The sequence below is a fragment of the Foetidibacter luteolus genome (genome assembly GCF_009650435.1).
GTDB classification, from domain to species: domain Bacteria; phylum Bacteroidota; class Bacteroidia; order Chitinophagales; family Chitinophagaceae; genus Foetidibacter; species Foetidibacter luteolus.
In genome coordinates this window covers 35154-48838 of the sequence record NZ_VVIP01000081.1, presented here as the reverse complement: position 1 = coordinate 48838, position 13685 = coordinate 35154, and the positions used below count along the sequence as shown (strand labels likewise).

Below are 13685 nucleotides of genomic sequence, written 5' to 3'. Positions count from 1 at the left end.
TTATAAAGCTAAAGTTGCATTGTATACACTCTAATATAAAAATGTTTGGAAGAGTTTGCAAGGGCTTGTGGAATTGAGTATGTGTTATGAATACAAAATGCAATATGGGCGTGGTACATTTTTTTTACAAGGAAAGTTTCCGGTGCCAAAGGCGGCAGAAACAATGGCTATAAGGTGGGAAAAGCCGCCATGAAAAACCAACCGATGAAGTGCTTGCGACGCAACCGGGCCGCCATGAAATACTGCTGCCGGTATCCAAATAAAATAATAAAGCCCCGGCTTATTGCCGGGGCTTTATCATTACTTATTAATACTTCTATTTCTTTACAGAAAAGGCATATACGGTGGTGGTTTGGTAGTTTTTGCCGGGCTCCAGCACTGCCGTTGGAAAAGAAGGCGTATTGGGCGAGTTGGGGTAATGCTGTGTTTCCAGGCAAAAGGCGGTGCGGTAATCATCTTTTGTGCCATTGCCAAGTGTGTGGCTGCCATTCATAAAATTACCGCCGTAAAACTGTACACCAGGTTCGGTGGTTGAAACAGTCATTACTATGCCGCTTTGATCAGCCGTTACTTCAGCGGCTTTTGTAAGCACACCGGGTTTACTGTTATTAATGACAAAATTGTGGTCATATCCTTTGCCATACTTCATTTGAATATTGGCAGTATCGTTAATTCTTGAGCCGATGGTTTGCGCCGTGCGGAAATCCAGCGGCGTGTTAGCCACGGTCTCTATTTTTCCAAACGGTATCAGGGTAGAATCTACCGGTGTGCAGTTATCCGCGTTCAACTGCAACAGGTGGTTGTTGATGGTGCCGCTGCCCTGGCCGTTAAGGTTAAAGTAAGAGTGGTTGGTAAGGTTAAATACTGTTTTTTTGTCTGTACTGATGTCGTAATCAATTTTAAGCTCTTCGGCTGATGTTAATGTATAAGTAACTTTTGCCGTAAGTGCACCGGGGTAACCTTCTTCACCGTCTGGCGAAACGTAGGTAAGTACCAGCGAAGAATCGTTAGGTTGTTCTGCATCCCAAACAACACGGGAAAAACCTTTGGTGCCGCCGTGCAGGTGGTTGGGGCCGTTGTTGGTTACCAGCGAGTACTCCTTGCCATCCAGCTTAAACTTTCCTTTGGCAATGCGGTTGCCATAACGGCCCACTACAGCGCCAAAATAAGTATCGCCTCCATCGGCGTAAGACTGTACGTTATCATAACCCAACACTACATTGGTAGGTTTACCATCTTTATCCGGTACGGTTAAAGTAACCACCCTTGCACCGTAATTGGTAATGGTGGCTTCAATGTTTTTATTCTTCAGCGTAAACAGTTTGGTTTGCTTGCCATCTATGGTTTGTTCAAAGGCTTTCGCATCTATGGTTTTTGTGCCCGCTGCTGCAGTGGAATCCTTTTCGGCTGCTTCGCCTGTTTGGCCGCTGTCGCCACAAGATGTTAGCGATAATACCGTTACCGAAAATAAAACTGCTGATAAAAATTTCATACGGCTGTTTTGTTTTAAATGTTTGGAAGTGTTTTACTGTTGGTATAAAAGTCTAAAATACAATTATTGGCGAAATGCAAATCAATTTGTTTTGCCGGTTGTTACAGTAACGAGCTGCCGTTTTCAATTTTTGATATGTACACTTTAACATCGTTATGCATGGCGTTAGAATAGGCTTTGCTTACTTCCTGCACCAGTTCGTCTATTTTATCCTCCTGCACCAGGTTAATGGTACAGCCGCCAAAGCCGCCCCCCATCATACGGGCGCCCAATACGGCAGGGTTATCCTGCACCTGTGCAACTAAAAAGTCAAGCTCTGTACAACTAACTTCATACAGTTTGCTAAGGCCATAATGCGTTTCAAACATTTTCTTTCCAAAGGCTGCCATATCGCCATTTTCCAGGTCTTCACAGGCCTGCAGCAGCCTGTTATTCTCTTCCACCACATAACGGCAGCGCTGGTACACCAACATGTCTTCCGGCAATACATATTTTTCCAGCATGGGCATGGTAACATCCCGCAGGCTAAGTACTTCGTTATGGTGCTGCTGCACCATGGCCACACCGGTTTCGCATTGTTTGCGCCGTACATTGTATTCAGATGAGCCCAGCGAGTGTTTTACATTACTGTCGAACAGCACTACTTTAAAGCCATCCATGTTAAATGGTTCATAAGCATATTCCAGGCTGCGGCAATCCAGTCTTATCACATGGTTAAGCCTGCCGAACATGCTGGCAAACTGGTCCATAATTCCGCACTGCACACCAGCGAATTCATGCTCGGCTTTTTGAGACATTTTTACCAGCGTTAACTTATCCAGTTTGCTTTGCAGCAAGGCATCCAGCGCCAGTGCCGTAGCGCACTCCACCGCGGCGGAGGAAGACAGGCCGGCTCCAATGGGTATATCGGCGGTAAGCGCCGCATCGAACCCGGGCACCTGGTAGCCTTTTTCTTTAAATTGCTGCACAACGCCGAGTATATAGTTGGGCCAGGAATATTTTGTTTTGCCTATGTTTTCCGTTGTGGTGGTGTAAGCGGCTCCAAGGTCTATGGAGTGAAGGTGTATTTCATTATCGCTCCTTGGCGTAATGGTTATAAAGGCCGCTTTGTCAATAGCAGCGGGCAAAACATACCCCTCGTTATAATCCGTATGTTCGCCAATTAAGTTAATGCGGCCGGGTGAACGTGCTATAATAGTGCCTTCCCTAATAAAAGGCGCAAGAGCAGGCGGTATATCATATTTTGTTGTAATGCCGGTTGACTGGTCAGCTTGTATTAACACGTTGATTGAACTTGATAAATGTGAAACTAATAATTATTTCCCGGTGAGCGATTTTATCAAAGCAATTTCTTTCTCTGAAAAAGCCGAGCCGTCTTTCCTGAATATCTCGTGAAACCATACTTTAGGTTCGCTGCCATCTGGTATCGGCGTATCCCAGGCATACATGGTATTGGTTTTTCCTGCTACAAGGCCCCAGTTAATGGCGGCAATGTTTTCTTTTTTGAGTATCGGCATAATGTTATCAAAACGGCTGTTGCGTGTGCGGGCCATGTATTCTGTGCATATCAGGGGGCGGTTGTACTTCTTAAGGGTATCAATAGCCGCCTGGTGGCCTTTTTCGTCATCGTAGTTATGGTAGGTAATAACATCAGAGTTGGCTAACTGGTACACGTTCAGGTCCGTAAGTTCTTTGCTCCAAACACCGGCAGAAAGCGGTTGGTCTGGGTTAACTGTCCTGGCCCAGGTAAATGTTTTTTCCAGCAGGGGCATGCTTTTATTCTTGTAACCGCTGTTGCCGGGTTCGTTGTACAGGTCCCACAGAAGAATGCGCTTATCGCTCTTAAAGGTTGTCAGCACGTCTTTCACGTATTCTTCCAGTTTTATTATAAGGGTCGTATCATCGTAGAGCAGTTTTCCCGGGTCCCTTATCCAGCCGGAATTGTGTACGCCTGGTTTAGGTTCCGGTTGTTTGCCGGCTTTATAGTTTTCGTTCCATACGTCATCAAAAAAAACGAACATGGTAGCAATATGATGCCTGTCAGCAATGTCCAGGTATGTTTTCATGCGGTTCTTAAAGCCCTCCTTGTCCTGCTCCCATGCCAGGTGGTGCAGAAACACCCGCATCAGGTTAAGGCCAATACCTTCCGCATAGCCAAGTTCCCGGTTAATGGTGGCGGTATCAAAAGTTTCTGCCTGCCAGAATTCCAACTGGTTAATAGCCGTGCTGGGTGTAAAATTGCAACCAGCCATCCAGCCTTTGCCTTTGTACCAGTTGTTGGCTTGTTCCACAGTCCATACGGCACGGGGTTCAGTTGTAGCGGAAGAGTCTTTTTGTCCTGCTTCTTTTGTTTCGTTTGCACCTCCGGCACAAGACATCAGCACCACCGGTAAAATCCATGCGAAGAATCGTTTTTTCATTATTGTATGTTTAAAAAAGTTTTTTACAAAAAGAGGAGCCTGCTCTTTGCCATGAATGGCTAAACAGTACTCCTGTTAATTACTGCTTATGAAAACTATTTGCTTAAGAAAAGAAATTTAATGTAAGGCCTGGCCGTTTTTCTCACTATAAAGACGCTTAAAACCATTCCCGGTACTAATCTGCCCTACCCCCGCCTCTTTAAGGCTTTATGCTATTTAATAGGGGTGCCACTCGGGTCTCGTCTCGGGCAGAACTGCGTTCGCAACCTTCGTCAAAGGCAACATTTTGTTGCTTTAACTCGGTTGTGTTATTGCTCCGCACAATACTTTCCACAGTGTCCCCACCGCCTCGATCCATCACCCATTAGTAATGTACACTCAACTGGAAATCCCGCATATTTACGGATGCCTTGGGTAAGACAGGTTTAAACCCGGGCAGTACTATTATGCAATATGCAAACGTTTACATAAACAAATATAACTGGAAGGGTGGAAAGACAAAAAAGCTTTTAAATACGCTTTGCAACTGGCAGTCTTATCAGAAGCAGGCCGGCGAATAAAAGTACTTCGCAGATCCTGCTTTATCTACAGCAGCTTGCAAAAATCAGCTTGTTACACTTTCGGGTGAGGGATTGCAGCGGTTACCCCGGTGAGGCCATCGCAGCAGGGCTTTTGTGCCGGAGTAATAGCGGAAAGCCCGACCCCTTGCGTAGCTTGGGGGCACCCCCTGAAACAAGTACGATGGGTGAAGTACAAAGTACCTTTAGTATGTTAGATGTTTGATGCGGGATGTACGATGTAATTGTCATTTGATACACAATTGCCAGTATTACTTACAACAGGCTGCGAAAAAAAGTACTTCTTACTTCGTAAATCGTACGTTACTTAAAAGTGTCAGAAAAAAAATTTCAGTGGGAGTAAGGGATAGCGTTCAACTGTACGAATAAATAGTATGCAGATATCGGAAAAGCTGATAGAGGACTTTTTGAACGGCGATTGCTCTGAAGAAGAACGGCAGTTGGTGGCGGCCTGGCTGCGGGAAAACCCTGCAAGGCTGGAGCACTACCTTACGGAAAAAAGCTGGGATGAGTTTAAGCCGGTGGAACAGGATGCGGAATTATCTGCAAGAATGCTGAAGAACATTGATGCGGCCATAGATAAAAAAGTGGTGCGGTTACCGGTTCGTAAATGGTTGGCGGCGGCATCGGTTATAGTAGCAGCAGGCGTATCCATACTGTATTTTTCCGCCAACAACAAAACCCCTGCACCACTGGCAGGCAAAAGGGCGGACGTGCCGGCAGTGACGCCGGTGCTGGCAACGGTGAGGAATGCAGACGCTTTACCGAAAGAAATATCCTTGCCAGACGGAAGCGTGGTAACACTTACGGCAGGCAGCAGCATATCCTATCAAAAACCTTTTGTTAATAACCGCCGGGAAATTTATCTGGATGGCGAGGCTAAGTTTAACGTGGCCAAAGACCCGGCAAGGCCATTTACCGTACACGCTAAAAGTATTAGTACAACTGCGCTTGGCACCGTATTTACTGTGAACGGAAAGCATATGGATTTTATATCGGTAAAGCTGTTTGAAGGTAAGGTGGTAGTAAGCAACAGCAATAAAGCCGCTAATATGAAGGATGTTTACCTTACACCGGGCCAGCAACTTACTTTTAACAACCAAAGCTTTTCAGTTGCCATTCAACCCATCAGAATACCTACGCCTGTACAAAAATCCACACAGGCGGTAAAACCCGTACCTGTTGCGATTTTGCAATTTGACAATAAACCGCTGGAGGAGATTTTTACAACGCTGGAGAACACTTATAATGTAACCATACATTTTAAAAGTGAAGAACTGGCTGACATGAACTTTACCGGAATACACAAAACCAAATCAGAAACGCTTGAGGACTTTTTGAACACGATTGCAACGCTTAATGATTTAACTGTAAACAAAACTAAACGCGGCTATACTATCATCCGCACAAAGTAAACACTGATTACAAGGTTGTAAAAAAGCATGTTCAACAAAAACACATTTGTTGAAGGGCTAAATAATTGTCTGAATCTTTTAATTATACTAACACAAACAGCTTATGCAAAGAGTATTACTTTGCCTGTTGGTATTGTTTGTTACCGCCAGTTACGCAGGCGCACAGAATAATACCAACAAGGCCACGGGCATTGTTAAAAATGAAACCGGTGAAATTTTGCAAGGGGTAAGTGTAACCCTGCAAAATACAGCTTCGGGATTCTCCAAAAACACTGTTACCAACGACAAAGGCATTTTCAGTTTCAGCGATTTAGCCGCAGGTCCGGGCTACCGCTTTATCTTCAGTTACGTTGGCTACGCTACAGACACTTCGGGCGGCTATGAGCTAAAGGAAAACGGCCGGATTTCAATAAGTGTTACGTTAAAGCCGGCCAATGCCATGCTTGAAAAAGTAGTGGTGATTGGGTATGGTTCCATGAAGAAAAAAGATTTATCGGCAGCGGTATCTACCGTGCCTGACATGGCGCAGATAAAAGAGCGCCCTGTAACGGATGCCGTAAGCATGATACAAGGTAAAGTTCCCGGTGTTACGGTGGTAAGCAATGGCGGGCACCCAAACCAGTCCCCCACCCTGTTTATACGCGGCACAGGATCCCGCAATGGCGATGCTCCCTTATTTGTAGTGGACGGCGTGCCCGGCGCCCCCTATAACCCGGCTGACGTAGAATCTGTAACAATATTGAAAGATGCCGCTTCTGCTGCCATCTACGGCGCATTTTCCGGTGCGGCGGGCGTAGTACTTATTACAACACGCCAGGCTGGCAAAGGGCAGCCGAGTATTGAGTATGCCGCTTTTGCCGGCGCAAAAACTGCCTGGAGGCTGCCACAATCTTTAACTGCTGCGGATGAAGCCAAAGTATCTAACCTGGCTTTTGCCAATGCCGGTTTATCGCCGCTGGATGGATGGGACGCCGCCAAAAACCCTTATGCCCAGGTAACCCGTACAGACTGGGTGAACTCCATTTTCAGAACTGGTCTTATACAACGGCATAACATTACACTAAACGCCGGAACGGATAAATTCTCCACCCTTTTCCAGGGCAGGTACGAAGAAAACCAGGGCACGCTGTTAAACACGTATGCCAAGAATATGTCGCTGCGTTTTAATGCGGCCTACCAGTTTAACCCCAATATAAGATTCAGGCAGGAACTCTTCTTTAACAACAATGATAACCGCGGTACAGAAACAGAAAGCGGTTACACCGGCACTATCCTGTCTTCTATATACATGCCACGCTCTGCAACTGTGTATTATGAAGATGGCAGTTTTGGCGGGGTTGGGCCAAGAACCTCGGACTATCTGGGTATTCATGGCGATGTAGTAAACCCCGTAGCTACCTTACTGCGCAACCAGCCGTACAACAAATCCCAGGACATACAATCCGTATCAGAATTACGGATCACCAATATGGTTAAGGGGCTTTCGTTTCTTACCAGGTTTTCTTACAGGCAAGGCCAGTCCCTGTACAAAAATTTTCAGCCGAGAAGAACAGAGCCCGGCAAGCCCAACGACCAGAATATACTGTCTTATTCAACCAATAAAACATACAACTGGATTTGGGAGAACACACTTAACTACAGCCTTAACATAGCCAGGCACAGCATAGGCGCCATGGTATCTACAACAGCGCAGGAAAACTCTGGAAAAGGCTTTAGCGCCTCCGCAAAAACCTTTGACAATGAAGCTACCTGGGCACAGTTCTTTGTTAATGCCGGCAACTTTACCGATATACGCCCCACCGATTGGGACTGGAAGGACAAGAACTTATCTTATGTAGGCAGGATTACCTATAGCTGGGCAGACCGATATTTTGTAACCGGCAGCTACCGTTATGATAATGCCGGCAGGCTGGCCGCTGGTCACCGTACCATCGGCGTGCCTGGTGTTACCGCAGCCTGGAAAATAAGCTCGGAACCATTTTTTAACATGCAGTCGGTTGACCTGCTTAAGATAAGGGCAAGCTGGGGCCGCATCGGCAACCTTAGCTCCATACCGGTAAACTATGGTTACCCGCTGCTTAATTCTGATAATACTTACCAGGTTGGTTACGGCGCTCCCCAAACCCCGGCTGTATATGTTGGCAGTTTCAACAATCCCAAACTTACATGGGAAACTGCCGAGCAAAAAGATATCGGTTTGGACGTGAGCCTGATCAAAGATAAATTGTCTTTTACTTTTGATTATTTTGATAAGCTTACCTATAACCTGATCACCACACAAACCGCCAACTGGCCCAACACATACGGCTTTGGTGCGCCGCTGATAAACCAGGGCAAAATAAAAAATACAGGCTTTGAGTTTTCTGCCACCTGGCAGGATAAAACCGGCAACGTTAACTACCAGTTAAGCGGCAACTTTGCTACCCTTAAAAACCGGGTAGCCTACATAGATGAAAACCCAGCTTCTTACTGGCCCGATGGCAGCACATGGAGGGGCACACTTTCTCCATACCGGTCTACTGTTGGGCAGCCCTATCTTTCTTACTGGCTTATAAAAACAGCAGGCATTTTTCAAAGCGATGCGGATGCCCAGAACTATGTAGGAAAAGATGGCGCCAGAATTCAGCCAAATGCCAAAGCCGGAGACCTGAAATTTGTTGATGAGAACAATGATGGCAAGATTGATGACAACGACAGGGTGTATATGGGCAACTCCTTTCCAAAACTTACTTACGGTTTTACCGCCAATGTAAGCTGGAAACGTTTTGACCTCAGCATGTTCTGGCAGGGCGTTTCAGGCGTTAAACTGTTTCATGCATTTAAAGAGTCTACCCTCAATGCGTCTGAGCAGGGCTACAACAGGTGGGATAAAATACTGGATGCCTGGTCTCCCACCAACACCGGCTCTGATATTCCCATCATTTCTGCAAGCGATGCCAATAAAAACTTTCAAACACCTTCCGACTGGTACCTTGAAAGCGGAAGCTACCTGCGCCTTAAAAGCCTGGTTATCGGTTACAATTTCCCCACTTTTCTTAATAACAAAACACTGCGTGTTTACATAAGTGGCGATAACCTTATCACCATTACAAAATATTCGGGTATGGACCCCGAAGTTGGCGGGATTGGTTTTGATGGCGGACAGTTCCCCATTTCAAGGGTGTTTGCCGCCGGTGTAAAACTTACTTTATAATTCTTAAAATATTCTCTGATGAAACAGGTGAAATCTTTCTATATATTATTGCTGGCCGGGCTTTGGTTCAGTTCCTGCAAAAAAGACTGGGTTGATACCAAGCCAAACGGAACGCCTACCGCTGCCTACCAATGGAATGGGGCAGACATGGTAACCAAATCCATTGCAGCACTGTATGTACCGTTACGGTACGAGTCAACATGGGGCAGGAACCTTTTCTGGATGCAAAACGCCAGCGACGACCTGATTGTGGGCAGGTCTAAAGCCGATGCTGAAAACATTAAAAATTTTATCTGCACCGGCCGCGAAGGTTACATGACCGGTGGCTGGACTGACCTCTATTTTATGGTTAATAAGGCCAACCAGGCAATAGCCGGCCTTGCAACCGCCACCAACATAACAGACGAACTAAAGAACCGCTCACTGGGCGAGGCGTATTTTGTAAGAGGTTTTGCCCATTTTTGGATAGCTTACCTGTGGGGCCACAAAGACCTGGGCGTACCTTATGATGGTGTAGAAAATGCAGAGTTTGGCTACCGCATCCCTCCTCAACTGGCATCTGTTACTGACAACTACGCCATCATTGCCGGCGATTTCCAGAAAGCCGCAGACCTGCTTCCTTTATTCAGCACCTATGGCGCTGCAGACCAGGGCCGTGCCCATAAGGCAGCGGCATTAGGATACCTGGTTAAAACCTATGCTTACTGGGCTCAATTTGACAACAGCAAATGGGCGCTCATTCCTGAGATATGCGACAAAATAAAAAATGAATGTGGCAGGGCTCTAATAACAGGCCAGGCTACCCCAGCGGAAAATTATAAAGCTGTTTTCAAAATAGACAATAACTGGAGTTCAGAATACATCTGGTCTGTTACTTCCGGCACACAGGGCGGTTCTGAATTTATGGGCGTTGTTTTAGAAAATAAAGGCTGGGGCATCTACAACGGCTGGGGCTACTTTCAGCCAACAGAAGAGCTGTATGAAGAGTATGAAGCCAATGACCCCCGCCGCGAAGCCACCATCCTGAAATTTGGAGATAAGTTTACGTTCTTTGGAGTAGAAAGAAGCTACTACTCCACCAACAGCCTTTCCGGTTTCCAGATTAACAAATACATGGAGCCTTACACTTACGGCAGCAACTCCGAGGCTGGCTCCAACCAAATGATTAACCAGAATGGCGATTACCCCACCACCATGCTTAACCTGCCCCTGATGCGTTATGCGGAAATCCTGCTTTTTAAAGCAGAAGCGTTGATACAGCAGGGCAAAAACGGCGAAGCCGCTGCACCGTTAAACGAAGTAAGGGCGAGGGTTGGCCTTAAAGCTATTGCAAGCCCTACACTAAACGACCTTAAACATGAACGCCGCTGCGAGCTGGCCTGCGAATGGACAGACCGTTTTGCAGACCTGAAAAGATGGGGCGATTACGCTAAAATTAATGCGCCGCTGCATGGCCGCATTCACGACAACAAAACCGATCCTTCATCCGGTTACACACTTCAAACCGTTTGGCCGGCACGCAGTTTCGATGCCGCTAAACACATGGCCTGGCCCATCAGCCCAGACGTTATTTCGGCCAGCAATAATGTTTACAGGCAAACACCGGGTTGGTAATTTTTATACAACACTTTACAACAGGCCCCGCTGCAAAAGCGGGGCCTGTTTTTGTATCCCTGTGCATTTATTTTTGTTCAAAAAAAAATTTGGATACCAGCTACATCTTTTTATAGCAGCATCGTTGCGTCGCAATCCGTTCATCGTTCGGTTCATTGTAGAGACGCGATGCATTGCGTCTCTACCGGGTGAGGGATTGCAGCGGTTACCCCGGTGAGGCCATCGCAGCAGTGCCTTGTGCCGGAGTAATAGCGGAAAGCCCGACCCCTTGCCCAGCTTGGGGGCACCCCCAAAAGCCAAGTACGAAGTTTGAAGTACGAAGTACCTTTTCTATGTAAGATGTTAAATGTAGGGTGTACAGAGTATGATGCAGAACCAAGAATTGTCCGAAAGTACCTGGTAAGTTCTCTCCTACCCGCCATTTACCACTACCCGCTTGCCCGGTTTATGGATGTTGCTTCTCCATAATCTCGAAACTTCTTATAACAGATTCACCACTTTCATCCACAATGGTTAACACATGTTTGCCGGGAACAGGGTTTACAGCTATTTGATGAAATTGTACGGTTTCACCAATGAATTCATCATCAAGGTGCCAAAAAAGTTTGCCTTTGCTGTTACGATGGGTGGCAGTAAAAACTGTTTTGCCTTTTTCGCCGGAAAGATCTACCGGCACATACAACCTGGCCCCTTCTCCGGGATAAACAATGTCTAAAGGTTTCATGGTTTCGTTGGCACAGCCAGGCATAAAAGGGGGTAAGGTTTTGTATTCCGCATGCTTTTGTTTGTAATAGTATTCAATAGTTGGTGGCAGCACAAACCACGGCTGGTGAATCATGGCTGCCGGCGATTCGCAGTTTTCCGTTACGCGATAAGCACCCGATCTATCGAGGTGTACAACCCTGTGGTAAGGACATAGAGGGGCATTTTTTGCATTCTCTGACACTATCATGGTGTAGGCGACGGGGCAATCGGCACCAGCTTTATAGCCTGACTGCCTGCATACCTGTACCGCCGCAAAACCTGTGGCAGGCTCGTTAAACCATTTGGCCGAAGGTAACAGCCGGAATATTTCGAACATTACCGGCGCCGCGGTATTGATGCCTGTTAAGCCGGGCCGGCCTTCGCCACTGGTATTGCCAACCCACACCACCACGCAGTATTTGCTGGTAAAGCCTATGGCCCACCCATCCCTGAAGCCAAAACTGGTACCCGTTTTCCAGGCAATGCGTTGTGCGGAGGAGAACAAACCCCAGAGCCCTTCTTCGCCCGGCCGCATAACCTCATTCATCGCCATAAAAGTGTGGTAAAGAGAGGGGTAATCAAACAGTGCGTTTGCCGGCCGCCGGTTACTGATTTCCGTTTGCCGTACTATGCCATCTTCAGCCTGTTGTTTTTTATTAATGTATTGCGGCATGTGCCAGTCTGCGCTGTTCCATAATCCTTTATTCTGCTTTTCATGCAGGTACATCCTGGCCATGCTGCTGTACACACCGGCCAGCTCAAAAGGAGATATTTCGCAGCCGCCGAGTATCAGGCTCATACCGTAGTAATGAGCAGGTTTGCTTAACGTGCTTAAGCCACATTGCTTTAGTACTTCATAAAAACGCTGGTATTTGTACTGCTGTAACATTTTTACGGCAGGTATGTTTAGGCTCCTGGCCAGCGCCCGGTTGGCGGGCACGGCGCCATCGTAACCCAGGTCAAAATTCTCCGGCATGTAGCCGTTAATCTGCGTTGGTATGTCTGGCACCAACTGATTGGGCAAAAACTTACCTTCTGTTAGCAGCGCCGCATACAGTAAAGGCTTTAAGGTGCTGCCCGGACTGCGTTTGCTGGCCAGTACATCTACATGGCTTTCTATGGATGAATCTCCGGGCTGGTACACATTACCCACATAAGCCAGCACATTACCAGTCTCTATATCCAGTACCATAGCCGCGGCATTGTTTACCTGGTTGGCCTTTAACTGGCGGTGGTGCTGCAGTATAATGTCGTTTACCTGCCGCTGTATGCCAATATCAATGGTTGTGGTTATGCCTGTGCTTGCCAGGTCTTCATCATCTTTTTTAAAACTGCTGTAATCTTTTTTAAACCTTTCCAGCAAATGCGGCGCTAACTGCGGCAAAGGTTTAGGGGCGCCGGGCAGGGGTTCCAGTTTAGCCAGCTCGCAAACAGAGGCATCAATGGTTTTATTGGCCTGTAGTTTATCCAGAAGCTCATTTCGCTTACGCAAAAGTTCGGCAGTGTTTTTACCGGGGTGCACCAGCGAAGGCGCATTGGGCAATACTGCCAGGGCAGCCATTTCGCCCCAGCTTAACTGTTGCGGGCCACGGCCGTAATAGCGCCAGGCCGCTGCATCCAGCCCCACCACGTTGCTGCCAAATGGCGCATTGGATGCATAAAGCGCCAGTATGGATTTTTTCCTGTAACTGCATTCCAGTCTCACAGCCAACACAGCCTCAATCATTTTATTCCAGATGTTGCGGCTTTTGCTGCCCCGGCTCATCCTTATAACCTGCATGGTTAACGTACTGCCGCCGCTTACAACCGTTTTATTACGTATATTTTGCCATACAGCCCTGCCCATGGCCATCGGGTCAACACCGGGGTGATAAAAAAAACGCTTGTCTTCAAAAGTGGTAATGCATTTGGCAAACTTGTCAGGCACCTGCCTGTTGTAAGGAAAACGCCATTGGCCATCCCTTGCAATAGAGGCGTTTAACAGGTTGCCATCTTTATCGGTAATAACAAAACTGGTGGGCGTTTCAAACAAATGGCGAGGGAGGGATAACCAGAAAATTATCAGCAAAACAATAAACAAGCCCCATTTTATTTTTGATTTAAGGGACAGATGGGTGAAGTAGCGGGCGATATTAGAAGCTGCTTTTTTCAAAACGGAATGCGTGTGCATCTTTGGGTGGTTAGGATAAACAAGCACGTTTAAAAATACAGTTGAAATTTACTACGGCA

7 protein-coding genes are annotated in these 13685 nt (G+C 46.8%); 3 read left to right on the top strand and 4 right to left on the bottom strand.

From position 1 onward, the window contains the following. Positions 1 to 316: 316 nt before the first annotated feature. The 3 genes from F0364_RS25450 to F0364_RS25440 all read right to left on the bottom strand — a co-directional run bounded on the left by F0364_RS25450 (position 317) and on the right by F0364_RS25440 (position 3912). Positions 317 to 1492, bottom strand: a complete 1176-nt coding sequence (locus F0364_RS25450; protein ID WP_153800643.1) for an aldose epimerase family protein — start codon at positions 1490 to 1492, stop codon at positions 317 to 319. 101 nt (positions 1493 to 1593) lie between these two features. After that, positions 1594 to 2775, bottom strand: a complete 1182-nt coding sequence (galK, locus tag F0364_RS25445) for a galactokinase (protein ID WP_235921280.1) — start codon at positions 2773 to 2775, stop codon at positions 1594 to 1596. A gap of 33 nt (positions 2776 to 2808) precedes the next feature. After that, complete coding sequence (locus F0364_RS25440) at positions 2809 to 3912, bottom strand: glycoside hydrolase family 2 TIM barrel-domain containing protein (protein ID WP_235921278.1); 1104 nt, start codon at positions 3910 to 3912, stop codon at positions 2809 to 2811. Positions 3913 to 4864: 952 nt separating this feature from the next. Here F0364_RS25440 and F0364_RS25435 point away from each other — a divergent pair. The 3 genes from F0364_RS25435 (at position 4865) to F0364_RS25425 (ending at position 10712) form a co-directional block, all read left to right on the top strand. After that, on the top strand, positions 4865 to 5905 hold the full coding sequence (locus tag F0364_RS25435) for a FecR domain-containing protein (RefSeq protein WP_153800642.1): 1041 nt from the start codon (positions 4865 to 4867) through the stop codon (positions 5903 to 5905). A 103-nt stretch (positions 5906 to 6008) separates the two neighbouring features. Continuing rightward, on the top strand, positions 6009 to 9098 hold the full coding sequence (locus tag F0364_RS25430; RefSeq protein ID WP_153800641.1) for a SusC/RagA family TonB-linked outer membrane protein: 3090 nt from the start codon (positions 6009 to 6011) through the stop codon (positions 9096 to 9098). An 18-nt stretch (positions 9099 to 9116) separates the two neighbouring features. Next, positions 9117 to 10712, top strand: a complete 1596-nt coding sequence (locus F0364_RS25425) for a RagB/SusD family nutrient uptake outer membrane protein (RefSeq protein WP_153800640.1) — start codon at positions 9117 to 9119, stop codon at positions 10710 to 10712. A 445-nt stretch (positions 10713 to 11157) separates the two neighbouring features. Here F0364_RS25425 and pbpC read toward each other — a convergent pair whose 3' ends face one another. Then, complete coding sequence (pbpC, locus tag F0364_RS25420) at positions 11158 to 13626, bottom strand: penicillin-binding protein 1C (RefSeq protein WP_153800639.1); 2469 nt, start codon at positions 13624 to 13626, stop codon at positions 11158 to 11160. Between the last annotated feature and the right edge of the window lie 59 nt (positions 13627 to 13685).

Coding starts and splice junctions, on each gene's coding strand:
- F0364_RS25440 (WP_235921278.1), bottom strand. CDS start 3,912: ATGAAAAAACGATTCTTCGCATGGATTTTACCGGTGGTGCTGATGTCT.
- F0364_RS25425 (WP_153800640.1), top strand. CDS start 9,117: ATGAAACAGGTGAAATCTTTCTATATATTATTGCTGGCCGGGCTTTGG.
- F0364_RS25435 (WP_153800642.1), top strand. CDS start 4,865: ATGCAGATATCGGAAAAGCTGATAGAGGACTTTTTGAACGGCGATTGC.
- F0364_RS25430 (WP_153800641.1), top strand. CDS start 6,009: ATGCAAAGAGTATTACTTTGCCTGTTGGTATTGTTTGTTACCGCCAGT.
- F0364_RS25450 (WP_153800643.1), bottom strand. CDS start 1,492: ATGAAATTTTTATCAGCAGTTTTATTTTCGGTAACGGTATTATCGCTA.
- pbpC (WP_153800639.1), bottom strand. CDS start 13,626: ATGCACACGCATTCCGTTTTGAAAAAAGCAGCTTCTAATATCGCCCGC.